At 72.1% G+C, this 25,236-nt stretch carries 18 protein-coding genes and 1 pseudogene; 9 read left to right on the forward strand and 10 right to left on the reverse strand.

From position 1 onward, the window contains the following. The first annotated feature begins 214 nt into the window (after positions 1–214). Entirely contained in the window at positions 215–931 is a 717-nt protein-coding gene (locus OG904_RS24750; protein ID WP_405494493.1) for a transglycosylase family protein, read from the forward strand. 168 nt (positions 932–1,099) lie between these two features. Here OG904_RS24750 and OG904_RS24755 read toward each other — a convergent pair whose 3' ends face one another. Beyond that, positions 1,100–2,803, reverse strand: coding sequence for an MFS transporter (locus tag OG904_RS24755; protein WP_405494495.1), 1,704 nt, complete (start codon positions 2,801–2,803; stop codon positions 1,100–1,102). A 267-nt stretch (positions 2,804–3,070) separates the two neighbouring features. Between OG904_RS24755 and OG904_RS24760 the strand changes: the two genes are divergently transcribed. The 3 genes from OG904_RS24760 (at position 3,071) to OG904_RS24770 (ending at position 7,263) form a co-directional block, all read left to right on the forward strand. Beyond that, positions 3,071–4,186 carry a hypothetical protein gene (locus OG904_RS24760; RefSeq protein WP_405494497.1) on the forward strand — a complete coding sequence of 372 codons (1,116 nt, stop codon included), beginning with the start codon at positions 3,071–3,073 and terminating at the stop codon, positions 4,184–4,186. A 237-nt stretch (positions 4,187–4,423) separates the two neighbouring features. Then, positions 4,424–5,551, forward strand: a complete 1,128-nt coding sequence (locus OG904_RS24765; protein WP_405494499.1) for a phosphatase PAP2 family protein — start codon at positions 4,424–4,426, stop codon at positions 5,549–5,551. Between the two features lie 542 nt (positions 5,552–6,093). Continuing rightward, the gene (locus OG904_RS24770) at positions 6,094–7,263 is read left to right on the forward strand and encodes an acyl-CoA dehydrogenase family protein (protein WP_405494501.1); all 1,170 of its coding nucleotides are present in this window, start codon (positions 6,094–6,096) and stop codon (positions 7,261–7,263) included. 37 nt (positions 7,264–7,300) lie between these two features. Here the strand turns inward: OG904_RS24770 and OG904_RS24775 are convergent, their stop codons facing one another. Then, positions 7,301–7,753, reverse strand: a complete 453-nt coding sequence (locus OG904_RS24775; RefSeq protein WP_405494503.1) for a cell division protein SepF — start codon at positions 7,751–7,753, stop codon at positions 7,301–7,303. Positions 7,754–8,036: 283 nt separating this feature from the next. Between OG904_RS24775 and OG904_RS24780 the strand changes: the two genes are divergently transcribed. The 5 genes and pseudogenes from OG904_RS24780 (at position 8,037) to OG904_RS24800 (ending at position 13,005) form a co-directional block, all read left to right on the forward strand. Then, positions 8,037–9,191, forward strand: a complete 1,155-nt coding sequence (locus OG904_RS24780) for a DUF5685 family protein (protein ID WP_405494505.1) — start codon at positions 8,037–8,039, stop codon at positions 9,189–9,191. A gap of 405 nt (positions 9,192–9,596) precedes the next feature. Further along, positions 9,597–10,430: a S1 family peptidase gene (locus OG904_RS24785; protein ID WP_405498240.1), complete on the forward strand. Its 834-nt coding sequence runs from the start codon at positions 9,597–9,599 to the stop codon at positions 10,428–10,430. 123 nt (positions 10,431–10,553) lie between these two features. Then, entirely contained in the window at positions 10,554–11,399 is an 846-nt protein-coding gene (locus OG904_RS24790; protein ID WP_405494507.1) for a DUF1684 domain-containing protein, read from the forward strand. Positions 11,400–11,600: 201 nt separating this feature from the next. After that, a pseudogene (locus OG904_RS24795) lies at positions 11,601–12,424 on the forward strand (S1 family peptidase). 101 nt (positions 12,425–12,525) lie between these two features. Then, positions 12,526–13,005, forward strand: a complete 480-nt coding sequence (locus OG904_RS24800; protein WP_405494509.1) for a hypothetical protein — start codon at positions 12,526–12,528, stop codon at positions 13,003–13,005. Positions 13,006–13,023: 18 nt separating this feature from the next. Here the strand turns inward: OG904_RS24800 and OG904_RS24805 are convergent, their stop codons facing one another. From OG904_RS24805 to OG904_RS24840, 8 genes are all read right to left on the reverse strand, one after another. After that, positions 13,024–13,920: a DUF4231 domain-containing protein gene (locus OG904_RS24805; protein ID WP_405494511.1), complete on the reverse strand. Its 897-nt coding sequence runs from the start codon at positions 13,918–13,920 to the stop codon at positions 13,024–13,026. Positions 13,921–14,011: 91 nt separating this feature from the next. Beyond that, entirely contained in the window at positions 14,012–18,028 is a 4,017-nt protein-coding gene (fxsT, locus tag OG904_RS24810; protein ID WP_405494513.1) for an FxSxx-COOH system tetratricopeptide repeat protein, read from the reverse strand. Beyond that, positions 18,012–19,445, reverse strand: coding sequence for a TIR-like protein FxsC (locus OG904_RS24815; protein ID WP_405498242.1), 1,434 nt, complete (start codon positions 19,443–19,445; stop codon positions 18,012–18,014). The genes fxsT and OG904_RS24815 overlap by 17 nt, the downstream gene beginning before the upstream one ends. Before the next feature lie 43 nt (positions 19,446–19,488). Beyond that, on the reverse strand, positions 19,489–20,403 hold the full coding sequence (locus tag OG904_RS24820) for an aminoglycoside N(3)-acetyltransferase (protein ID WP_405494515.1): 915 nt from the start codon (positions 20,401–20,403) through the stop codon (positions 19,489–19,491). Next, entirely contained in the window at positions 20,400–22,676 is a 2,277-nt protein-coding gene (fxsBH, locus tag OG904_RS24825; RefSeq protein ID WP_405494517.1) for a radical SAM/SPASM protein FxsBH, inactivated beta-hydroxylase extension form, read from the reverse strand. Before fxsBH ends, OG904_RS24820 begins: the two co-directional genes overlap by 4 nt. Before the next feature lie 29 nt (positions 22,677–22,705). Beyond that, positions 22,706–22,870 carry an FxSxx-COOH cyclophane-containing RiPP peptide gene (fxsA, locus tag OG904_RS24830; protein ID WP_405494519.1) on the reverse strand — a complete coding sequence of 55 codons (165 nt, stop codon included), beginning with the start codon at positions 22,868–22,870 and terminating at the stop codon, positions 22,706–22,708. Positions 22,871–23,231: 361 nt separating this feature from the next. Beyond that, positions 23,232–23,447 (reverse strand): hypothetical protein, encoded by a 216-nt coding sequence (locus OG904_RS24835; protein ID WP_405494521.1) that lies wholly within the window; start codon positions 23,445–23,447, stop codon positions 23,232–23,234. 732 nt (positions 23,448–24,179) lie between these two features. After that, entirely contained in the window at positions 24,180–25,082 is a 903-nt protein-coding gene (locus OG904_RS24840) for an alpha/beta fold hydrolase (RefSeq protein ID WP_405494523.1), read from the reverse strand. Positions 25,083–25,236: the final 154 nt, after the last annotated feature.

The raw sequence follows: 25,236 nt of genomic DNA on the forward strand, positions 1-25,236 counted from the left end.
CCGGGGTCACGCCGTTTGAGGGAACGGAATCGAACCAGACCCCCGAAGGAGTGAACGGTCCGACCGGGCCGTTGTTTTCGTGCCAACTCTTTTTTGGTTGTGCGCAGTTGATGGCCGGTGCTGGCCGTTTCGGCGGTGGGCCGAGCGGGTGGGGGCGCGAGGGGCGCGGTGTGGCTTACCCGGGGGGCGGTACGGGGCTGCGTAGCGTGACGCGATGCGCAACTTCGGGGTTCCGGGTGCAGTGGGCGCGGCGGCACTGCTGCTCGCGCTGGCGTCGGCATCGGTGTCGGCGGTGGCGTTCGCGGCGCCGCCCCCGCCCGCGCCGGGGGCGTCCGGCCGGGCGGTGGACTGCGGTCCCGGCGGGCAGTGGCCGTGGGACTGCGTGGCCGACTGCGAGAGCGGGGGCCGCTGGGCGGTGAACACGGGGAACGGCTTCTACGGCGGACTGCAGTTCTGGCAGCCGACGTGGGAGGAGCACGGGGGGCTGCTCTTCGCGCGCAGGGCGGACCTGGCGACGCGGGACCAGCAGATCAGGGTGGGGGAGGACGTCCTGGGGAGCCAGGGATGGGAGGCCTGGCCCGTGTGCGCGAAGCGGTACGGGCTGGCGGGGCGGATGCACGTGGTGCGCGGCGGGGACACGCTGGTGGCGATCGCGCGCAGGCACCGGGTGAGGGGTGGCTGGCAGGCGCTGTACGAGGCGAACCGGGTGGTGATCGGGGTGCGGCCGGAGGCGTTGCGGATCGGGACGCTGTTGATGCTGCCGCCGGCGATGCCGGTTGCTCCTTCGGCTCCTGCGGTGCCGTCCGCTGGTGCCGTGCCGTCGGCCGGTCCGGTGCCGTTCGCCGGGGCGGGGCCGTCCGCTGGTGCGGGGCCCGCCGCCGGGGCGGTGTCCGCCGTGAGTTCGGTGGCGTCCGTGCCCGGGAGGGCGTAGCCGTCGGGCCGGGGGGTGGTCGGGGCGCGGGCGGGTGCGGGTGATGCGCCGCTGCGCGGGGCGAAGTCCCCTACCCGCCCTTCGCCCGTTCCCCGGGCTCCGCCCGGACCCGGTCCTCAAACGCCGGACGGGCTGGATTTGCTCCGCCCGGACCCGGTCCCGAAGGGGTCAGGCGCGGTGGCCCAGGGCTGGGTCGGGGTTCGGGGAGGGTTGGGTCGGGATGTGGGGGGCGGTCGGGGACGGGGTGGCCTCGGGGCCCTGTTGCGCGGGGACGCGTACGGGCCCGGTGTCGCGGGCCGCGTCGGACTCCGCGAACTCCATCGCGCGCGGCAGCTTCAGCGCCATCACCGCGCCCGCCAGGAGCAGGGCCGCGCTCACCACCAGGGTCACGTGCAGTCCGTGCACGAAGGCGTGCCGGGCGGCCGAGTGCAGGGACTCGCCCGCCGGCCCCCCGAGCCGAGCCGCGATCTGGTAGGCCTCGCCCAGTGAGTGCGCGGCGCCGGCCGAGTCGGCCGGGGACACCCCCGGGACCGCTGCCAGACCCGGCGCGTAGGCCGCGTTCATCACGCTGCCCAGCAGGGCGATGCCCATGCCCGCGCCCAGCTGGTACGAGGTCTCGCCGATCGAGGCGGCGCCGCCGGCCGTCGCCGCCGGAGCCTCGCTCAGCATGGACTCGTAGGCCGCGAAAAGCGTGGTCTGGAGCCCGAAGCCGAGCAGGATGAAGCCCACCGTCAGCAGCACCGGCCGGTCGTGCTGCCCCATGAACGTCAGCAGCAGCACCGCGAAGGCCGTGAGCACGAAGCCCAGCGAGACCATCCTGCGCGGCCCGGTCCGGGCCAGCGTGTACGAGCCGGTCGCGCCCGCCGCCATCGCGGCGAAGGTGAGCGGCAGCAGGCGCAGCCCGGTCTCCAGGGGGCTCAGGTGCAGCACCAGCTGGAGGTACTGGACGGCGATCAGTTCCAGCCCGACGAGCGCCAGCATGGCCAGCACGATGCAGCCCACCGAGGTGGTGAAGGCGGCCCGCGAGAACATCCGCATGTCGATCAGCGGGTGCTCGCGCCGCTTCTGCCGCCGTACGAAGAGCACCAGCAGCCCGAGCCCGACCAGCAGCGGGAGCAGCGCCTGGGGGTCGGCGAGCTGGCGCTCCGCGCCGATCCGCTTGACCCCGAGCACCGCGCCGAGCACGCCGGCGGCGGCCATGAGGGCGCCGAGCACGTCCCACGGCCCGTCGGAGGATCCCCGGGACTCGGGCAGCAGCCACCGCCCCAGCGGCAGGAGCATGATCATGAGCGGGATGTTGATGAGGAAGACCGAGCCCCACCAGAAGTGCTGGACCAGGAAGCCGCCGAGGACCGGTCCGCCGGCCGCGCCGATGGCGGCGACCGCGGTCCAGATCCCGATGGCGAGGGCCCGCTCGCGCCGGTCGGGGAAGACCTGGCGCAGGATCGACAGGGTGGCCGGCATGATCATCGCGCCGCCGACGCCCAGCAGGGCGCGGGCGGCGATGAGGACCTGGGCGTTGTCGGCGAGCGCGGCGACGGCCGAGGCCGCGCCGAAGAGTCCGTAGCCGAGGAGCAGGACGCGGCGGCGGCCGACGCGGTCACCGAGGGTCCCGAAGAGGATGAGGAGCGCGGCGCACACCAGGGGGTAGGCGTCGACGATCCACAGCAGCTCCATCGAGCCGGGCCGCAGGTCTTCGGTGACGGAGGGGACGGCGACGTGCAGGATCGTCGCGTCGAGAGCGACGAGCACCAGGCTCACGCAGAGGACCGCCAGGACGGCCCAGCGGTTGGCCCCGCCGGAGGCCGCGCCGAGTCGCCGCAGTCGCTGCCAGGGGGAAGGAATCCTGTCGCCGGCCACGTTCGTCGACATGCATGTACCTCCCAGGTGATCCCTCGCACTCGGCGGACCAGCGTTTCTCGGAGCCACCGGGGGTGAGGGTGGCGTCCTACGGGGTCCGGCGTCGACACGCGAGTGAAGGGTCAGCGTACGCGAGTTCGGCTCTCCGACACGTGGTCAAGCTCTCATCCCGGCACCGGCCGCCATGTGGTGTGCGCCACTCGTTCCACCACTCGTTCCGCCACTCGTTCCACCTCGCCCCCGGCCTCGCCCGGGCGACCACTCCCGGCCTCGATAATCATGCCCGTGAAGGATCTTGGATTTCGTCGGGCCGCGCCCGCCCTGGCCGTGTTCGCGGCGGTGCGCCTGTTCGGGCTGGCCGTGCTCGCGGTGTGGGGGGCGGTGGCCGGCAGCAGTGCGCACACCCTGCTCTCGGCGCGCTGGGACTCGCTCTGGTACGCGCGGATCGCCGCCGAGGGGTACGGGTACGAGGTGGTGCTGCCGAACGGCGGCGTCCACTCCAACCTGGCCTTCTTCCCGCTGCTTCCCTGGCTGGAGCGGCTGGTCTCCGCCGTCACCGGGCTCGGCCACGGATCCGCGGGCCTGGTGGTGTCGGCGCTGGCCGGGCTCGCCGCGGCCTGGGGGATCTTCGCGGTCGCCGGGCTCGTCCACGGCCGCCGGGCCGGCGTGTTCGCCGTCGGGATCTGGGCCGCGCTGCCCGTCGGCATCGTGGAGTCGATGGCGTACAGCGAGTCGCTGTTCACCGCGCTGGCCGCCTGGGGCCTCTACGGGGTCCTGCGCGGGCACTGGCTCACCGCCGGCCTGCTCGCGGCCGGTGCCGGGCTGACCCGCCCGGTCGGGGCCGCGGTGGTCGCGGCGGTGTGGGTGGCCGCCGCCCTGGCCCGGCGCGGCGGGGTGCGCTCCTGGCGACCGGTGGCGGGTGCGCTGCTGGCCCCGCTCGGGGCGGCGGCGTACGTGCTGTGGGTGGGCGCGCGCACCGGCGGCGGCCTGACCGGGTACCTGGACGTCCAGGGCGGCTGGGGCAACGGTTTCGACGGCGGCTGGGCCTTCGCCCGGTTCATCGGGGCGCGGCTCGCCTCCCCGGCCTTCCCCGCCGGGATCGGGCTGATCGCGGGGGTCGCGCTGGTGGTGTGGCTGTACGTGCTCTGCGTACGGCGGCGCCAGCCGGCCGCGCTGCTGGTGTACGCCGGGATCGTGGTGGCGCTGGCCCTGTGCGCGTCCGGGTACTTCGGCTCCAAGCCCCGGCTGCTGCTGCCCGCCTTCCCGCTGGTGTTCCCGCCGGCGGTGGCGCTGGCCGGGTGGCGGACGGGCCGGGCGGCCGCGGTACTGGGCGCGGGGGCCGTCGCCTCGGCGGTGTACGGGGCCTTCTGGCTGAACGGCTCGGGACCTCCGTAGGCACCGGATCACGGAATGGATCATTCCGTTCCATCTTTGAGCAAAACAATTGACCTGAAGTGATAAACGCCGCCTAAGTATGTGAAGAAATGGCCGGGTGAAGCGACCGGCGCGGCTCCAACCAAAGTCCGAATACCGGGAATTAAGTCCCGCGTGAGACCAACTCCACATCACATGGTCATCACAAAGCCAGAGATTCGACCGGGCCGCCCATCAACGCGCGGTAACGTCGATTGAGTGCGTACCGACCAAATCCTGCCCAGACTGGAGCGGGTGTTCGCCCGGCTGGACCGGGAACCAGAGCGACCGGCTCATCTGCAAACACCGCGGATGAGTCGGCACCGCGTCGTGCTCCTCGGAGCGACCCTCGCCTTCTACCTCGCGATCGTGGTCGCGGTCCTGACCACCTCCTGGCTCGTCCGCCTGGACTGGCAGATCATGTTCTTCCGGCCCTACGAGCAGTGGCCGCAGCTGCACGCCTTCCTCGACTACCTCGTCGTCCTGGGCCAGCGCGGGCCCACCGCGGTCATGGTCGCCGCCTGGCTCGGCTGGCGCTCCTGGCGGCAGCACACCCTGCGCCCGCTGATCACCCTCGGCGTGGCACTGCTCCTGCTCAACATCACCGTCGGCGCCGTCAAGCTCGGCCTCGGCCGGCTCGGCCCGCACTACGCGACGCAGATCGGCTCCGCCGAGCTCTTCGCGGGCGGCGATATATTTCCTTCCGGCCACACCGCCAACGCCGTGGTGACCTGGGGAATCCTGGCCTACCTGGCCTCCACCGTGGTCACCCGCCGGGTGCTCTCCCTGGTGTCGGCCGTGGTCTCCCTGAGCGTCGGCGCCACCACCGTGTACCTCGGCACCCACTGGGTCAGCGACGTCCTGCTCGGCTGGTCCGCGGGTCTGCTCGTACTGCTGGCGCTGCCGTGGTGCGAGCCGCTCACCGCCTGGGTCGAGGCCTACGTCTTCGGCGTACGGGAACGGCTGCGCAGCCGCGTGGAGGCCGGGCAGGTGCCCGAGCCCCTCACCGGCGTACTCGTCCCGCTGCTCTCCGCGGGCGGCAAGTGGCGGCTCCCGCCCGCCCCCTTGGAGCCCGCGGCCACCGAACCCCTCCTGCCCGTGCGGCAGGCGGCGCTCCCGGCAGCGGCGGAGCCCGCCGCCCCGGTGCCGGTCGGGGTCGCGGCTTCCGCCGCCGCTCCGGCCGCCGGGCACCACCCGGCGGCCCGGCCCGCCGCGCACGTCTCCACCCGCCCGCACCTGATCCGGTCCGAGCGGACCCCCGCCACGCCGGCCGGCAGCCGCCGCCCGGTCCACGCCGAACGCGCCCCGGTGCGCGGCACGGCGGCCCGCCCGGCCACCGGCGGCTGACCCCGGACGGTACGCACACCTTCCGCACCCACGGCGGGCCCCGGTCGAGGACCGGGGCCCGCCGTGGTCGTCGGCCCGGCCCGCCGCGGTGAAAAGCACGGGGCGTCAGCGTCGCGCCCGGACGTTCCTCCGTACCGGGTCACGCTTGTGTCACGGATTGTCGACAGTCGTGTGGGCGCCGACTTCGTCCGGACCTTTCATTTACCGTCACGCGACACGCCCGGGGTGAATTCTCTTTCGAATTCCTTCAGGACTTCCCGTAATTGTGGCCGGAGTCCACTTCGGCCCCCCTCCGCTTCCTTACATCTCCTTCACTTCACGGCGGTTCCGGGGAGGCCTCCCGGAGGTTCCCTTGAGGTTCGGCGACCTCGAACTCACAGCCGAACGGGAGGATGTGAATCGCGGGAACGCCGGGGCCCGCCGCCCCGTCCGTCCCGGGGGAGACAGGACCGGGGTCACACCCGGAGCGGGTGGACCGCGGCCGGGCGGGACGACAAACTTGCGGCGCTAGGTTTTGCGATCCCGGCCTGCCAGGAGGCTCCATGTCCTTCGTACCCACCGACCCGCTCGGGCTCGACGAGCTCCTCACGCCCGAGGACCTCGCGATCCGGGACACCGTCCGCGGCTGGGCCGCCGACCGGGTGCTGCCGCACATCGCCGAGTGGTACGAGAACGGTGAGCTCCCCGCGATCCGGGAGATCGCGAAGGAGCTCGGCTCCCTCGGGGCGCTCGGGATGTCGCTCCAGGGGTACGGCTGCGCCGGAGCGAGCGCCGTCCAGTACGGGCTCGCCTGCCTGGAGCTGGAGGCCGCCGACTCCGGGATCCGCTCCCTGGTCTCCGTACAGGGCTCGCTCGCGATGTACGCGATCTGGAAGTACGGCTCCGAGGAGCAGAAGCAGCGCTGGCTGCCCGGCATGGCCGCCGGCGAGCTCATCGGCTGCTTCGGGCTCACCGAGCCGGACGTGGGGTCCGACCCCGGCGCGATGCGTACGCACGCCAAGCGCGACGGAACCGACTGGGTGCTCAACGGCCGCAAGATGTGGATCACCAATGGTTCGGTGGCCGCCGTGGCCGTGGTCTGGGCGCAGACCGAGGAGGGGATCCGCGGGTTCGCCGTACCCACGGACACCGCCGGCTTCTCCGCTCCGGAGATCAAGCACAAGTGGTCCCTGCGCGCCTCGGTGACCAGTGAGCTGGTCATGGACGACGTACGGCTGCCCGCCGACGCGGTGCTTCCGGGCGTCAGCGGACTCAAGGGGCCGCTCGGCTGCCTCAGCCACGCGCGGTACGGGATCGTGTGGGGATCCATGGGCGCGGCGCGCGCCAGCTTCGAGGCGGCGCTCGGCTACGCCAAGACGCGCGAGCAGTTCGGCAGGCCCATCGGCGGCTTCCAGCTCACCCAGGCCAAGCTCGCGGACATGGCGCTGGAACTCCACAAGGGGATCCTGCTCGCCCACCACCTGGGCCGGCGCATGGACGCGGGCACCCTGCGGCCGGAGCAGATCAGTTTCGGCAAGCTCAACAACGTCCGCGAGGCCATCGACATCTGCCGCACCGCGCGGACGATCCTCGGTGCCAACGGGATCTCGCTCGAGTACCCCGTCATGCGGCACGCCACCAACCTCGAATCGGTGCTCACCTACGAGGGCACCGTCGAGATGCACCAGCTCGTGCTGGGCAAGGCACTCACCGGGCTCGACGCCTTCCGTTGAGCCGGGGAGGGCCGGGAGGCGGCAGGTGAGGCTCTGCTCAGCTCTGGTTGAAGAAGTCGCGCGAGCGGCCGGGGGACTCGCCGCTCACGATCTGGGTGTCGGCCGGGGTCAGCAGGAAGACCCTGGTCGCCACCCGCTCGATCGAGCCGCGCAGGCCGAAGGTCAGACCGGCCGCGAAGTCGACCACGCGCTTCGCGTCGCCCGGGTCCATCGAGGACAGGTTCACGATGACCGGGACACCGTCGCGGAACAGCTCGCCGATGCCGCGCGCGTCACGGAAACCGTCCGGGGTGACCGTCGCGATGCGGCGGCCCTGCTCGACGGCGGACTCCGAGGCCACCTTGACGCGCGGGTCGGTGACCCACTGCTCGCCGGGGCCGACCACCGAACCCCCCTGCGGGGCCTCCGCGTAGTCGTCGTCGTAGTAACGCTCGTCGTCGCTGTCCTCTACGAGACCCAGCCAGGCACTCGCCTTGCGCACCGAACCCATGGACGCCTCCTTTCATCGCGGTCAGTCTGTCTTCTCTTCCGCGTCCCTATCGTCGTCCATGATGCTGACAACGCGCCAAGTGGATAGTCGCCGCGCAGGGGTTTCGTGACGGTACTGGTGCAGAACATCCGTTGCACGGTCAAGGATCCAGGCGGCTACCGCTGCTGACTGAGTGAAAATACGACCAGTGCGCCCGTACGGGTGACCGAGGGGGACGTACGGGTGACGGGCGGTCTCGCTACGATGCCCGTCGAGCACGCGTATGACACACGGGGGAATCGTTTTGTTCGGCATCGTCAGACCTTGCACGCACCGGCTCGGAGAGCGGTTCAAGACGGAGTGGATGGCCCATCTCTGCGGGCTGTGCCTGGCACTTAGGGGTGACCACGGCCAGTTCGCGAGGATCGTGACCAACTACGACGGGCTGCTCGTCTCCGTCCTGACGGAGGCTCAGTCCGGACCCGCCGCGAGCTCCCGGCGCACCGCGGGGCCCTGTCCACTGCGCGGGATGCGCACCGCCGCGGTGGCCAACGGCGAGGGGGCGAGGCTCGCCGCCGCCGTCTCGCTGGTCCTGGCCTCCGCGAAGGTACGGGACCACGTGGCCGACCGGGACGGGCTGTTGGCCCGCGCCCCGATCGCCCTCGCGGCGCGCCGGGTGGCCCGGGGCTGGGACCGGGCGGGCGCCCGCACCGGAGCCTCGCTCGGCTTCGACACGGCCGTCCTCGTGGACGCCGTGGACCGGCAGGCGGGCATCGAGACCCTGGCGGGCGCGGGCACCCCGGTGCTCGTGGTGACCGAGCCGACCGAGACCGCGACGGCCGCCGCCTTCGCCCATACCGCGACCCTCGCCGGGCGGCCAGGCAACGCCGCCGCGCTCGCCGAGGCGGGACGCCACTTCGGGAGGCTCGCGCACCTCCTCGACGCCGTCGAGGACCAGGCCGCCGACGCCGCGGCGGGCGCCTGGAACCCGCTGACCGCCACCGGGACCTCCCGCGCCGAGGCGCGCAGGCTCTGCGACGACTCCCTGCACGGCATCCGGCTGGCACTGCGGGAGGTGGAGTTCGCCGACGCGGGCCTCGCCCACCGGCTGCTCGTGCACGAGCTGCGCACCTCCGTGGACCGGGCCTTCGGGACGGCCGGCTGCGCCCACACCGCGACGGCCCCGGCCGGCCAGGGCGGCTTCGGTCCGCCCCCGGTGGGCTTCGGCCCGCCGCCGCCCCCGCAGAAGCCGCGGCGCGACCTGCTCTCGGGCTGCGCGGTGGCCCTGGGGCTGTTCTGCACCTGCCAGCTGTGCTGTACGGAGCACGAGGGGCCGTGGTCCCGGCAGAAGAGGGACCCCTGGTGCGACGCGTGCGACTGCGACTGCCCGTGCGACGGGTGCGGGGACGGCTGCTGCTGCGACGGCTGCTGCTGTGACGGGTGCGGCTGCGACTGCTGAGCCCTGCCCGGCCACCGGCCTGCCGGCTGCCCCGGCTCGTCCGCTGCCCCCGCTCGTCCGCTGCTTGCCCCGGGCTGTCCCCTGCTTGCCCGACAGGGCGAATTCCGGCCGTTCGGGGTCCCTGAAGCCCTGCTCGTGTGGCGTGAACATGCCGATGAGGGCCCTGGGAGGCCCTGGATGGCCAAAAGATGGTCTCGCCGTGGGTATCTGACGGCGGAAAACATTCGATAGCATTTACGAAGATTGTCAGGGGCACGTCGAACGGAGTTCAGTTCGTCGTGCCTCCGGACACTCGCACAGGCTCAGGCACCGCACCTGCATCCGAGCCTTCGATCCCTTCCGGGAGGACAATAAGTGACAATCAAGCGCATCTTCCGTTCCAGGCTGTTCGCCGTGGCCGCCGGTATGACCGCCGTGGCCACCCTCGCGGTTCCCGCGTCGGCGTCCGAGGCCCCGAACGGCGGCGGCGTCAACGCCGAGCGCCTCGCTGCGGTCGAGGCCTCGGTTCTGCGCGCCGATGTCCCGGGCACCGCGTGGGCCACCGACCCCGCCTCCGGCACCCTCGTGGTCACGGCCGACTCCACCGTCTCGGACGCGAACCTGGACAAGATCAAGAAGGAGGCCGGGGCGAACGCCTCGGCGGTGCGCATCGAGCGCACCCACGGCAAGCTGTCGAAGCTGACCACCGGTGGTGACGCGATATTCACCACGTCCTGGCGCTGCTCCATCGGCTTCAACGTGCGCAAGGGCAACACGTACTACATCCTGACCGCCGGTCACTGCACGAGCGGTGCGGGCATGTGGTACACCAACGCCTCGCGCTCGCAGAAGATCGGCCAGGCCCAGAGCGGCAGCTTCCCGGTCAACGACTACGGGCTCATCCGCTACGACAACAAGAACGTCAAGCACAGCGGAACCGTCGCGGGCCAGGACATCAGCAAGGCCATCAACGCCACCAACGGCCTCGCCGTGACGCGGCGCGGTTCCACCACCGGTACCCACAGCGGCAAGGTGACCGGTCTCAACTACACCGTGAACTACGGCAACGGCGAGATCGTCTACGGCCTGATCCGGACCAACGTCTGCGCCGAGCCCGGCGACAGCGGCGGCCCGCTCTACTCGGGCAACCGCGCGGTCGGCATCACGTCCGGCGGCAGCGGCAACTGCACCGCGGGCGGCACCACCTACTTCCAGCCCGTCGTGGAAGCGCTCAACCACTGGGGCCTGACCGTCTACTAAACCCGGGCACCCCGCTTCGAACGTGGACCTCCTCCCGCCTTCCGGGGGGAGGTCCCGTGCGTTCGTGTCCATGGGCGGGCCTTCCGGGTTTCCGGCGCGGCCCGTGTGGAAGGGTTGGGCGGAATGAGCGCTGACGCAGAGGACGTGGACGACGTGGAAGACCCGGACGGCACGGCTGACCCCGCCACCGCCTGGAAGCAGTGGCACGAGCACCGGGTGGCCACCGTGTCCGCCCCTTACGGGCCCCTGGCGCTGATCGGGACCCACTGGCTCGCCGATTACCCGGAAGGTCGAATTCCGGCCGTTCCGGGGCACTGGCGGGCCACCGATGGCGGGGTGACCCTGACCGCCGGCCCGGGTGACGGGATCACCCTGGACGGCGAGCCCTTCACCGGATCCGCCGTACTCGCCGCCGACGAGGCCCCGCCGGCCGGCTCCCGGACCGGCGCCGGGGAGGTACGGCTCGTGGTGATCCGGCGCGAAGGCGACTGGGCCGTAAGGGTCTTCGACCCCGCCGCCCCGGGCCGCGCTGCCTTCACCGGGATCGAGGCCACCCCCCACGACCCGGCGTACGCGGTGCCCGGGCACTTCAGCCCGTACGGCGAGGACCGGACCGTCCAGGTCGAGAACGTCGACGGCCGCTCGCGCGGGCTCGGCCTCGGCGGCGAGCTCAGCTTCGACTTCGCGGGGGCCCGGCACACGCTGAAGGTCGCGGTGGACGAGGGGGACGGCAGTCTCTGGGCGGTCATCGGGGATGCCACCGGCGGCCGTTCCAGCTACCGGTTCCGGTTCCTCAGGCCCGGCACCCCGGCCGCCGACGGCTCGATCACCGTGGACCTCAACCGGGTCCAGCTGCCTCCCTGCGCCTTCGCGGACCACTTCGTGTGCCCCTTCCCGCCGCCCGGCAACACCCTGCCCTTCGAGATCGCGGCGGGCGAGCGGCGGCTGAAAGGTGCCCTTGCCAGCTGAATCCGACGCCAGGAAACTCCCGTCAGCGTCTCTCGGGGCTTGTCAGGGGCACGTCGAATGAAGTGATGTCCGCCGTGCCCCCGGCCGCCCTCCACGGGCTCCGGCACCCCACTCAGGCCGGGCCCCAGATCCCCTTCGGGAGGACGACAAGTGAGGATCACCCGCATCATCCGTTCCAGACTGTTCGCCGTGGCCACGGGCATGACCGCCGTGGCCGCCCTCGCGGCCCCCGCCACCGCGCACGCGGACGCCGGCTTCAGCGCCGACCGGCTCGCCTCCGCCGGGGCCTCGGTCCTGCGGGCCGACGTGGCCGGCACCGCCTGGCACACCGACCCCGCCACCGGCACCCTGGTGGTCACCGCCGACTCCACCGTCTCCACGGCCGACCTCGCCAGGATCCGCCGCGAGGCCGGAGCCGACGCGGGCGCGCTGCGCATCGAACGCACCCCCGGCAAGCTGACGAAGCTGCTCTCCGGCGGCGACGCCATCTACGCCTCCGGCTGGCGCTGTTCGCTCGGCTTCAACGTCCGCAGCGGCAGCACCTACTACGTCCTGACCGCCGGGCACTGCACCGACGGCGCGGGACCTGGTGGACCAGCTCCTCGCACACCACGGTCATCGGGTCCACCGTCGGCTCCAGCTTCCCGACCAACGACTACGGCCTGATCAAGTACGCCAGCAACTCCCCGGTGCCGCCCGGCACCGTCGGCAGCCAGGACATCACCAGCGCCGTCAACGCCACCAACGGGATGTCCGTCACCCGGCGCGGCTCCACCACCGGCATCCACGGCGGAACGGTGACCGGACTCAACGCCACCGTGAACTACGGCGGCGGCGACATCGTCTACGGGATGATCAAGACCAACGTCTGCGCCGAACCCGGCGACAGCGGCGGCCCGCTCTACTCCGGCACCCGCGCGGTCGGCCTCACCTCCGGCGGCAGCGGCAACTGCTCCTCGGGCGGCACCACGTTCTTCCAGCCCGTCGTCGAGGCACTGAGCGCGTACGGGGTCAGCGTGTACTAGGCCCGCCCGACCCGTGCGCCCCCGTCGCACCCCTGGACGTCCTCCCGCCTTCTGGGAGGATGTCCAGGGCGTCCGTGTCCATGGGGGGAGCAGGTTTCTGCATGAAGCGAATCGGCGTGACCGGACACCGGTCGATTCCGGACGAGGCGCTGGGCCATGTGGAGGCGGGCCTGCGGGCCGTACTGGGAGGCCACGAAGGGCCGTTGGAGGCCCTCTCCAGCCTCGCCGAGGGAGCGGACCAGCTGTTCGCAGCCATCGCCCTGGAATGCGGCGCGGACCTCACCGTGGTCATCCCCAGCGGGGACTACGAGGAGGGCTTCGGGGACCCCGGCGCCCTGGACCGGTACCTGGGGCTCAAACGCCGGGCCGCCCAGGAGGTCCGGATGGACTTCGCCCGCTCCACCGACGAGGCCTACTACGCGGCCGGCACCTACATAGCCGACTCCTGCGACCGGCTCGTCGCCGTCTGGGACGGACTGCCCGCCCGCGGGCACGGCGGCACCGCCGAGATCGTCGCCTACGCCCGCGCGCTCGGCAAACCGGTCACCGTGATCTGGCGCGAGGGCGTGGCCCGGGACTGAGGGCCACGCCGCACGGCCTCAACTGCTGTGCCGGGCCAGCCAGTCCGTGTGCTGCGGGGAGACGTACCGCTCGGTCTCGTAGACCGCGCCCGGCCACTGCGTTTCGGTGATCGTCGTCTGCATCACGACCATCATCGCGGAGAGGTCCTGCTCGATCAGGGTGTGCGCCTCGATCAGCGGGTGGTGGCGCCGCACCTCGTTCCAGGCGATGCCGGCCGTCGCCGCCGCGCTCAGGAGCGCGGTCAGCGTCGGCCCCGGACCCGAGCCGAACGATCCGAAGAGGGCGAACAGCAGCGCCAGACAGGTCAGCAGCACGATCGACCACGACCACAGGGCCGTCGCCCGCCGGGACACCTCCGTCTTGCGCTGGTACCAGTTGCGCTGCTCGATCAGCCGGTCCCGGACGTAGGTCTCCCTGCGGACCTGGTAGTCCAGCCCCCGCAGCCGGAACATCGCACCCGTGATCTCGCCGCCCTCCGGCACCAGCCCGGCGGTCCGCGGATCCTCCCAGCCCATCTTCCGCAGCTCGTTCAGCCCCGCCTCCAGCCGGGTCCGGTACGTCTCCTCGGCCCCCGGCACATCACTGCCGAAGGGGGCGCCGTGGACGGCGTACCGCCAGGCCAGCGATTTGATGAACTCCGCGGCGCTGCGGTTGAGCTGCCACTGCGGGCGGGCCCGGCGCCTGGTGGCCCGTACCCCCACGGCCAGCACCCCGGCGTAGGCGAGCACGCTGAACAGCCCGGTCAGGTACATCGAGCCGAGCTTCGGCCCCTCGGGCAGGGCGGCGGCCCCCGCTGCCGCGACGAGCAGCATCAGCTGGGCGCGGGTGGCCTGCGTGGACTCCCGCTGCCGGGAGATCGCCGCCTGGTCGGTGTGGTGGAAGAGGGCCGGCAGGTCCTCGTTGCGAAAGGTCATGCTGTCACTCACAGCGAACCCCCCAGTCTGCTGGTCGTACGTGTATCGGGGAGGTGCGGGGGCGGCCCCCGGCGGGAGCCGCCCCCGCGGATCACACCGCCAGCGGCTCCAGGTCCCGGTGGACCCGCCGCTCGTCGCGGGCGTACCGCGTCAGCCCGTGGTCCTCGCCGAGCAGCCGCGTCAGTTCGGCCACCGCCTCGGCCCGGACCCGGTTCGCCTCTTCCTTGCGGCCCATCATGTCCAGGCTGACCGCCATGTTGGAGGAGCTCGCCAGCGTCTCCGGGTGGTGCACGCCCAGCGCCTCGCGCAGCCGCATCACCGAGATCCGCTCCAGTTCCAGGGCGCCCTCCGGATCGCCCAGATCGGCCCGGGCATTGGCCAGGTTGAGGTTGGCGAAGATGGTGTGCGGGTGGTTGTCGCCCAGCACCTCGCGCATGTGGTGGATGGTCTGGCGCAGCAGCGGATCGGCGGTCTCGGCCGCCCCCGTGCCCCAGTGGAACACCGCGAGGTTGTTGACCGCGGCCAGCGTGTACGGGTGCCGCTCGCCCGGCACCTTGACGTACTCGTCCACCACCTCCTGGGCCAGGTCCCGCGCCGCCCCCGGGTCCCCGGTCGCGAACAGGTCCGCGGCCAGGTTCAGTTCGCAGGCCAGGAGGTCCGGGTTGACCGAGGTGTACTTGGCCCGGTACCGGTTGCGGGTCGCGGTCGTCAGCCGCAGCGCGTCCTCCACGTCCCCCGCCCTGCGCAGCGACACCGCCAGGTTCTTGGCCGCCGACAGGGTGCCGGGGAAGGCCCGGCCCAGGGTCCGCTTGTAGATCTCGTACGTCCGGGCCAGCAGTTGCACCGAATCGTCGTACCGGCCCACTTCGCGCAGGTCGCGCGCCAGGTTCTGCGCCGAGGACAGGGTGTACGGGTGGTCCGTGCCCAGCACCTCGGTGCGCCGGTCGAAGACCTCCTGGTCGATCTCCCTGGCCCGCGCGTACTGCCCGATCATGCGCAGGTTCAGCGCCAGGTTGTTCGCGGCGGCCAGGGTGCGCGGGTGGGCCTCGTGGAAGATCTGCCCGAAGCCCTCGTGCGCGGCCGTGGCCAGTTCCATCGCCTCGCCGTACCGGCCGAGCGCGCCCAGGTCCATCGCCAGACCGCTCGTGGTCATGTACGTGTGCGGATGAGAGGCGCCCAGCGCCGCCTGCTGGCGCTCCAGCGTGCCCTCGTCCAGCTCCATCGCCTCCACGAACCGGCCCTGCGAGCGCAGGATGTTGGAGAGGTGGAACCGCAGGTACAGGTACTGCAGGTCGTCGCCGCCCAGGGTCTCCCGCCAGGTCTCGCGCAGCTCCTCGCCCAGCGCGTACGCGGCCTTGAAGTCACCGCGCTTCCAGAGGTAGCGGACGCGGTCGATCAGCAGCCGGCGGGTCTCCGGCTCCTTGCAGAACCGGGCCTCGGAGGGGGTCAGGTGCGGCCAGATGGTGTTGAACCGCGGCCAGGTCTCCGGGTTGTCTATCGGCTCGTCGTCGTCCGGCCGGGCACCCGCGAGGATCCGGTGCACCGCGTGCCGGGCCTCGCGCTGCTCCTCCTCGGACAGCTGCGCCCGGATCACGGCCTGCACCAGGCGGTGCACCTGGATGCTGTTGCTGACCTGGTCGACCTTGGCGAGCGCGAACCGGCCGATCTCCCGGATGACGCGGCCCAGTACCAGCTTCTCCTGGAGGGAGGAGTCGTACGGCTTGAGGGCGTCGATCATCTCCTTGCTGTAGAGCAGGTTCGCCGAGATCGGCTCCGGGGCGAAGAAGGCGCACAGCTGGAGCAGCCGTACGGCCGCGGGCGAGCGGGACTGGAGCCGCTCTATGGAGACGTTCCAGGTGGCGGCCACCGGCTCCGGGTAGCCGGGCGGCTGGTTCAGCGCCAGCACCCGGGCGGCCTGCTGGGCCAGCTGCTCGATGTACGCGGACACCGGGGTCGCGGTCTCCGCGATCCAGGCACCCGCCTGCTCCACGGCCAGTGGCAGGTCGCCGACCGCGACGGCCACCTGCTCGGCGTCGTCCTTGCTGAGCCCGGGGGCCCGGCGCTGGAGGTGCTCGATGGACTCCTCGCGCAGGAACACGTCCACCGGGAGGGCGTCGCCGTACTGGGACCACGACTGGTTGCGGGAGGTGACGAGCACGTGTCCCGGGCCGCCCGGCGGGAAGTACCGCTTGAGGGTCTCGGGATCGTCGGCGTTGTCGAAGACCAGCAGCCAGCGCGAGGAGGGAACCCCGCGCCGCAGCAGGTCGATCGCCTCCTGGGAGGCGGCCGACATGTCCTCGCCGGTCTGCGCGCCCAGGCGTACGGCCAGTTCCGCGAGGGCCGCGACCACGTCGTCGGTCTGCTCGGCGGAGATCCACCAGACCAGGTCGTAGTCGGCCATGAACCGGTGGACGTACTCCAGCGCCACCTGCGTCTTGCCCACGCCGCCGAGCCCGAACAGGGTCTGCGGCTGCGGCAGCACCACGGATATGCCGCCGCCGAGCTGGTCGCGCATCCGCTCCAGCACGATGGAGCGTCCGGTGAAACCGGGGTTGCGGGGCGGTGCGTTCCAGATCTTCGGGACCGTCCCCGGGAAGCGGGGGCCGGGCGCCGAGGCGCTGGCCACGGTGTCGGGCAGGGCCATCGGCCGTTCCACGGCGCGCAGCAGCGCGGTCGTGGCGTGCACCTCGTCGAGGCGGAACAGGTCCACCGGATTGCGGTCGATGTACGGGGTGGACAGGCGTACGTCGCCCACCCTCAGCGGCACCAGCTGGCGCCGGCCCCCGGTCGGGTCCTCGGCGGCGGCCCGCTCCCACACGTCCACCGCGCGGGCGGACTTGAGGTAGGCGCTGGAGAGCAGCACCACGGTGCGCGCGGCGTTGTCCACGCTGATGCCGGCGCCGCCCAGGGTGTCCCCGGCGGCCGGGGCCGGGGCCCGCTCGGCGGAGACGTCCTTCGGTACGACGCGGAATCCGGCCCGGGTGAGCACCGATTCGATCCAGTCGGCCCACATGCGGTTCTCGGCGACGTAGGAGAGGAAGAGGTCGGCGGGCAGGGCGGGGCGGCGCCGCGTGAAGGCGTCGCGGATGCGCAGGCGCACCTCCTCGCCGATCGCGGGCATGGAGGTGACGTCGCCCTCGGTGACCACGGCGGTGAGCCGTTCGAAGGCGGAGAGCAGGGAGTTGGTGAGCCCGGCCTCGTCCCCGAAGGTGGCCAGGGTCTCCTCGTAGGCGTAGTAGGGGCGGTACGGGATCTCCACCGCGCCCCAGTAGGAGGTGAGGTCGTCCCCGATCAGGCCGTTGGGGAAGCGGTCGAACTTGATCCGGGCCAGCGCGCGGCCGGCGTCCGCCTTCTCCTTCTCGCCCTCGTCGATGCGCATCGGGACCGGGTAGATCTTGATGCCGCGGTCGTTGAACCGTTCGTCGATCTGCCGGGCCACGGAGGCGGCGCCGTCGATGGACTGGTCGGAGAGGGTGAAGCAGTCGACCAGCACGTCCGGGAGGTGGACGGTGCAGATGTCGGCTATGTCGGAGAGGCCGGTGCGGCTGTCGATCAGGACGTAGTCGTAGTTCCGCTTCATGTCGGCCCTTAAGGCGTCGAAGAAGAGGCCGCCGCCGAGCCGGTCGTAGAAGTTGTCCCAGTCGAAGGTGGAGACGGTCGCCGAGTACTCGCGGTTCTGCCGGCCCGCCGAGACGAAGTCGAGCGTGCCGCCGTCGGGGAACTCCCAGCCCAGGGTCTCGGGGGTGAGGGAGACCGCGTGCGGCTGGATCCGCGCGTAGTCCTTGTGCCAGTCGTCGGGGCGCTGCACCGGGCTGGTGGCCGCCCACGCGTACTCGCTGATCAGGTCGATGACCCCGGTGGTGGCACCGAGGGTGGAGGGGTCGAGGAACGGGTGGAAGAAGCGGTGCAGGCCGGGAGCCTCCAGGTCCCAGTCCACGGCGAGGACCCGCTTGCCGTTGGCGGCGAGGATCCAGGCGGTGTTGGCCAGCGCCATCGTGCGGCCCGTGCCGCCCTTGTACGAGTAGAAGGTGACGATGTGCCCCTCGCGGCGATCGTCACGGCTGCTGTGCTGGCTGTCACGACTCTGGCTGTCACGATTGGAAGTCATCCGCGTCCCCCCGGTCGTTGTCGTTGATGTGGTCGGCCCCGTCCTGCCCGTCCTGCCCGTCCTGCCCGTCGGATCCGCCGGCGCCCGCGGTGGGCGGGAAGGGGGCTGGCGGTGGGGCCGGCGGTCCGTTCATCCCCATCGGGCCGAGCAGCCGGGGCCGTTCGGTGCCGGCCACGGGACTGCCGGCCGGCGGATAGACCTGGGCGTGTCTGAGGAACTGCTGGGCCGCCGCCTCCACCACCTGCGGCAGGATCTGCCCGAGCGTCTCCATGTTGGCCACGCCGTTGGCGGCGGCCCGGCAGGCGGCCCGGCCCTGGCTCATCTTGACGGGCATGGTGTCCTCGAGCCGGTGGGCCAACTCGCCCTCCTTCGCGCGGCTCTGGTGGTCGTACCGGTTCCACGGCACGACCACGTTGATCCACGGCCGGGACTCCTGGTCGAAGGCGGCGAGGCGCTGGCGGCGCTGCTCGTCCTCCACCGCCCACCGGTCGACGATGAGGATCTCGGGCCGGGTCGGCGGCTGTTTGGAGTCGAAGTGTCCGGCCTCGTCGTCGAACGACCCCACCGTCGTCTGGTAGTTGAGGTTGCGGACCAGGTCCTCGGCCACGTAGGCGATGGGCCGCTGGGAGACCGGGTGGTACGGATTCCAGTCCAGCGCGCTGTCCCCGTAGTACTCGGGACTGCGGCCCTCCGGCAGGTCGTGCCGGGAGGAGGCGGCCACGCTGACGTGCAGGGAGCGGACGGTGCTGCTGGGGGTACTGCTCGGGGAGCCGAAGGCGCTGGGCACCAGCCGGTAGTCCAGTGGGCGGATCGGGTCGAGCCGGACGGTCTCGGCGACCCGGACGATGCGTTTGGCGAGCTCGTACACGGCGCTCTCGTACTGCTCGGCGTACCCGCGCAGTTTGATCAGGCCGTACAGCCCGTCGGTGACGTACCGCTCACCGAAGGTGTTGTGGTTGAACTGCAACCGCTCTGCGGGGAGCGGGAGTTGGGAGGGCGGTACCGGCACCCATAAGGCGGGCACGATGGCTTCGGCAGGCTGGTTGCTGAGCGCCACGTGGTGGATGGTGCGCTGCGCGAAGGCGAACCACTCCTTCCCGCACATTTCGCTGGCGAAGTAGCGCGGCGAGAACAGGGGGACGAAGACCCGGCAGGTGGCGAGAGCCGCCCCGAGCCGTTCCGACCAGCCCTCACCGCTGCGTATCTCCCGGTCCATGAAGCCGGCCTCGGCTCCGGCGGGCAGATTCGTCAGCGCCATGACATGGCTGCAGAGATCGCGGAACAGGCGCTCCACCCACATGTCGGGGTCGGGTCCTCCCGCCCCGAACCTCGGTGTATGCGCATAACTGAGAAAAAAGTACGGCTGCACTGATGCGGGCACACGACCCCCGTCCCGAAGATGCGAGCGAAGAAACATCATTCCGGAGCTGCTCCACCACATCCCCTCATCGTTCAGTCAATCAGCGTCTGTTTTCGGTCATCCATTCAAGCGCGTGATCGACGGCATGCGGAAGGGCGAAGAGCATGGTCGATGCTCCGCCGATCTGCCCCCGGTGTACCCGCTCCTGCGGGAACGCCCTGCCGATCTCGGCGAAATCGCTGTCATCCAGCGCGATGTCCTCGTACGCGGTCCACCCTTCCCCCTTCGGCTTTCCGGGCTGCCCCCCCGGAAGCCCCGGAAGGTTCACCTTCACCACACACTCGTACATGCGCAAGGGGGGCTTCGGAATTCGATACTCCGCGAGGTGGAAAGCGGTGCAGACGGAAAATCCCACATTGATCATGAGTACCTTCCACCCCTTCCCGCACATCCTTCCCAGAGGTGATTCCTCACCCAAATGGCTGGTCAGCGGGTGTTCCGCGCAGAGTTCCCGGGCGCCTTCCCCGATGGCCGCGAAGGAGGTCTGCGGATGCGCGCTGCGGGCCGCGCCCGGGGCGGTGCGCACCGCCTCGGCCAGGACGCCCATGCCGTGGCTCGGGGTGCGGGCCGCGTCGAAGGCGGGCATCCGTTCGCGGAAGGCCCGTACCTCCTCCTCCGAGAGGCCCGCGGTCCGGGCCAGGTGCGCGCTGGAGGTCTTGGAGTTCTCCGGGGTGAAGGCCGGGACCGCCAGGGTGCCGTGCGGGCCGAGGGCCCCGAGGAGGGCGTCGCGCAGGGCCTCGGCGCGCAGGCCGGTGCCGCCGAGCGCGGCATGGACCAGGAGGCGCATGCCGGGTCGGACGCCGAGGCTGTGGAGCGGGCCGGCGGGGCCGGGGAGCGGGCCGGCGGGGCCGGGGAGCGGGCCGGCGGGGTCCGGGAGCGGGCCGGCTGGGTCGTGGAGCGGGCCGGCTGGGTCGTGGAGTGCGCCGCCCGGGCCGGGGCCGGGCGCGCGGGTCATGCGTCGACCGCCTTCAGTTCCCAGCGCAGCTGCTCCACCAGCCGCTTGCCGGTGCTCGTCAGCTCCGCCGCCTCCGACAGCCGGTCCAGCGCCCGGTTGATGCGGTCCGTCCCGCCCGGCTCCGCCGCGGCGGTCGCCCGCCGGTAGGCCTCCACGGCCACCCGCTCGTGCACGTCGGCCAGCAGCCGGGACACCGGCACAGGGCGCTCCCGCCACGGCGAGGGGTGCTGCCACTCGCCGTCGAGCGCGTACAGGTCGGCCACCTCGGTCAGCGCCTGCAGCCGGGCCCGCCGCCGCCCGGTCAGCAGCGCGAGCGCCGTCTCCGAAACCCCGGCCGCGTACGGCACTCCGAGCGCGCCCGGACCGTGCCGCCCGGCCTCGCCCCAGCCGGCGGTCCGCGGACCGCCCGCGAGCGGGGTCAGCGTGGTCAGCCCGACGGCCGCCGCCCGCGCGAACTCCGGCACCGAGGCGTGCAGCAGCGCCCACGCCGCGTCCAGCCGCTCCCGCCACTCCTCGGCCTCCCCGGCGCCGAGCCGCAGCCGGGGCGGGCGGGCGAAGCAGTTGCGGTGCGGGTCCAGGTCCTCCAGCGCCACCGGGGCCTCGTCGGGCCCCGGCGACCAGGTGCGTACGGGCTGCCAGCGCGCGTCGCCCGCGGCGGGGCCGAAGCGGTGCTCGGGGCGGCCCTCCTCCCGTACGGCGTACCCCTCGCCGGTGGCGTGCAGCGCGGCCCGCCCGTCGGTGCCGGGCTCGCCCAGGCGCAGCAGGCCGAGCGTCGGCAGGTACACCTCGCCGTCCCGGTAGACCACCTCGGCGGGCAGGTCGAGCCCGCCGCGCAGGACGGCGGCGGCAGCCAGTGCCGTCAGCCTGCGGGTCGCCTCCGGGGCGTCGCCGGGGCCCGTCCGCCCGGCGTCGAGCGAGGCCCTGATCCAGGTGCGGGTGAAGGGGTGGGACAGGACGGCGTCCAGTGCGTCCGCGCCCGCGTCCCCGGACCGCTCCACGTCACCCAGCAGCTGCCAGGCCCGCCGCCATTCGGAATCACCCGTCCGGCCGTCGTTCAGGAGGGCGAGCATGTCCCGGGTCAGCTGCTCCTGGGAGCCGGTGAGTTCGGCCGGATCGGACAGCTCCGGGGCGCTCGCGCGGGCGCCCGTACGGCCCTCGACGCCGTCGACGAGCTCGCGCAGATCGGTGCAGTAGACGGAGGGGTTGTCGAAGTCCCCGGCGCCGGCCGGGTCGGCCGGATCGGCCTTGTAGCGGTGCGTGTAGAGCCCGCCGCCGCACGAACGTACGACGGGGCACCGGCGGCACGTGTCGCTGACGCCCGCCAGGCCCAGCTGCCGGGCGCGGACCCCTGGATGGGCCGCGACCTGGTCGAAGGCGTGGTCGAAGACGTTGAACCCGGTGGCGGCGGCTCCCTCGAAGGCGCTCTTGAGGGAGTCGACCTGTTCGAGGGTCCCGTCGGTCTCCACCACCACGAGATCGGTGGGCGCCAGGCCCAGGGCCTCGGTGAGGCTGGGCCCGCCGCCCAGGGTGGAGAACAGCGAGTCGAAGAGCCGTACGGGGACCGGGCGGCCGCGGCGCTCCCAGTGGTCGAAGACCCGCAGCAGCCAGCGCGCGTAGGTGTCGGGCGCCTCGTCGGGCCGGACCGGGGGCGTCTGCCAGGTCGCGTGGGGGAGGAGGAAGTCCACCCGCGGGGGTTCCAGTTCGACGAGGGCGTCGAGGACGGCGACGGGATCGTTGGCCACGTCGACGGTGCAGAGCAGGCCCTGGTAGAGGTGGCGGTAGGGCTCGGTGCGCAGCAGGTCCACGGCGGCCAGGACCAGGGGGTGGCTGGTGCGTCCGTCGGCGAAACGGCGGTGGCGGTCGTTGGCCGCGCGGTCCCCGTCGAGGGAGACGCTCACCTTGAGGCCGTACTCGACGAAGAGGTCGAGGGTGCGGGTGCCGAGCTGGAGCCCGTTGGTGTGGATGCGCAGGTCGAGGGCGGCGATCCCGTCGAGGGCGCGGGTGAATTCCTCGCACACGAGGCGGAGCCGGGGGGTCCCCGCGAGAAGCGGTTCCCCTCCGTGAAGGATGACCGTGACGGAGGGGAGTGCGTGTGCCCTTGCGTGTTCGGCGAGCCGCGACGCGGTCTGTGAAATGACCTCGGGGGAGATCACTTTCGGCCGGCCACGCCAGCTCTGATCTGCGTGTTCGTAGACATAGCAATGATCACAAGCAAGATCGCATCTGCTGTGAACTTTCAGGACGATCTCGCGAAAAGCGATCAGGCCGGTCATTCCACCAGTCTAGAGCGCGGACTTCAGGGTCAGAGTGCGGAGTTGAAGATCGGCGTCTGAACCTTTCGACCGGATTCCGTCTGCAGGACGCGGCCCAGGGTCGCGCTCGCGCGCGCGCCGCGCACATCGATCCGGTCGAGCGGGACGCGGCGGGCCTTGACGGTGCTGGTCGGGGGGGTTGCGGAGGTGTTCATGACGCCGTCCTCGGGGAGGTCATGGGGAATGGGCAGGGTTGACATTGGCGAGAAGCCAGTGTCTGGCGCGGACTTTACCTGCCCGGGTGCCCTTCGGCGTGCCGAACTGCCCAGGTGGTTGCTACAGAGTGAGGTCCTGTGCAGGGCCGATCGGGGGTCGGTGGTAAACATGATCGAATTCGCCCGGATCCCGTATTCGGCCGTTTGCCTTACGGCAAGATCCTTTCTATTCGAGGGGCCTGCCGCGGCCGCCGGTCGTCACCCCGGACCGGCGGTGACGACGGAGCTGACGCCGCGGCAGGTTCCGGGGCCGGTGAGATCCGAAAGAGACGGCCTGGATTCCCTGCCTGCCCTGAATCCCCTACGCGGCTTCGATCCAGCGGCGGATCAGGCCCCCGAGGGCCTGGAGCGTCAGCCAGCCGAATGCCCGGACGGCGATCCTGCGGTTCCGCTTCCTCCTGTCCTTGCGCTTCAGGGGCGGTCCGCCATCCCCTTGGGCCTCCGTGTCGGTGCTCGCATTGGTGCTCTTGCCGGTGTCCGCGTGGGTGTCCACGCCGGGATCCGCTTTGGTGTCCACGTTCATCGCTCCTCACCGGGGACGGTCGACCCCGATCGGGAGAGACGACTGTTCTGCGGTCATGGCGGAGCAGGCTGGCGTGGTGCTCGGGTACGGGGCCGGGGGTGGCCGGGGGCGCGCTCGGCGAGATCGTTCTCGGCCGGCCCTGCCGGATCCGGTCCGCGTGTTCGCGGACCCGGTGGTGATCGGGTGTCCGGTCGGATCGGCCGTGGTGCCCGTCCGGAGGGCGTACTTCAGGGTCAGCGTGCGGAGTTGGAGTCGCCGGACTCCGTCGATGGTGGGGTGGTGGCGCGATGCGTTGCCGTCGAGCCGAACTCTACCGCCCGGTGTTCGGCGCAGCCCGCGAAAGTGCATGCGGGATGGGGCGCCGCCGAGTTGGCGACCGCGAGGGTCAATTCCTGGTGAGGGGAGGCCGGTTCGGTGCGGGTTCATCATGCGGCGGCGGGCCCACCGGCGGTGCCGGGCGGCCTGGGCGGCCTGGGCGGTGTAGGCGGTGTAGGCGGTGCGGGCGGTGCGGGCGGTGGGGCGGTGCCGGGCGGCACGGGCGGTGCGGGACCTCCGCGCCGCCGCAGGGCCGCCGCTCCGGATCTTGCCGGTCGAGCCGGGGCGTCTGGTGCCCTGCGCGGGCGTGCTGCCGGGGCGTCCGGGCACTGGACGTACCCGGTCGCCCCGGCAGCGCGCCCAGGCGCGGTGCCGGACACCGCGGGCCCGGCAAGATCCGAAAGGGACGGCCTAAGCCGGCTGCTGCTCGTTGACGGGAGGCGCCGGCACCTCCCTGAGCAGCCACGTCAGTACGTCGGGCAGGGCGCGCAGCGCCGCGAAGTGCGCGGCGGCGGGGTCGATGTTCGTGGTGGCTCCCGGGATGCGGCTCGCAAGCCAGCGGGAGTGGCCCACGGGCGAGAACACGTCGAGTTCCCCGTGCCAGATCAGCACCGGACAGCGGATGTCCGCCGGGTCGAAGCCCCAGGGGCTGCTGAAGGCGATGGCGTCGTCGATCCAGCCGTAGGCGGAGGTGCGGACCCCCTCGCGGTAGTTGCGCAGCAGCATGGCCCGCAGGCCCGCGTCCGCGACGATCATGCGGTCGCTGTCGGTGAGCTCGCGGCGCAGCTCGTCCAGGAGCCGGCCGGGGTCCTGGGCGATGCCGGCGGCGCGCGGGATCAGCCGCGCGGCGAGCTCCTCGGGGTCCCGGCCGGCGGTGGAGTGCTCCCGGATGTTCGACGGGGACATGCCCTCGAACCAGTCCAGGTTCTCGGCGTCCCGGGGGGCCAGGGAGACCAGGGCCGCGGTCCGGGTGACCCGGTCGGGGAGCAGGGCCGCGCAGGCCAGCGCGCCCGGGGCGCCGCCGGAGCGGCCGGCCACGGCGAAGGTGTCCAGGCCCAGGGAATCGGCGATCGCGGCCACCTCCGCGGCCACGTCGGCGACGGTGCGGCCCGGGTGGCGGTCGGAGCCTCCGTAGCCGGGCCGGTCGTAGGCGATGAGCTGCATCCGGCGCTGGTAGAGGACCATGCCGCGCGGGGCGGGGCCCAGCCTGCTGCCGGGCGTGCCGTGGAGCAGGAAAACGGGTTTGCCGTGCGGGTCTCCCCAGCGCTCGAGCGTCAGATTCCGTCCGTCCGCGACGCGCACCTGACTGCGCACGCGCTCCCTCCCTCACGGTCGACGCGACTCGTCACGGTGATTGTGCTCGCTGGGGGAGGAGTGCGGTAGGGCGCACTTCGTCCGAAATTCTTGTGAAAGTTTTCACAAGCGCACAGGGGTCTTAGGTCCCGGAGTGTTTGTGCAGTTCAGACCG

The organism is Streptomyces sp. NBC_00096 (assembly GCF_045041305.1).
Taxonomy (GTDB): Bacteria; Actinomycetota; Actinomycetes; order Streptomycetales; family Streptomycetaceae; genus Streptomyces.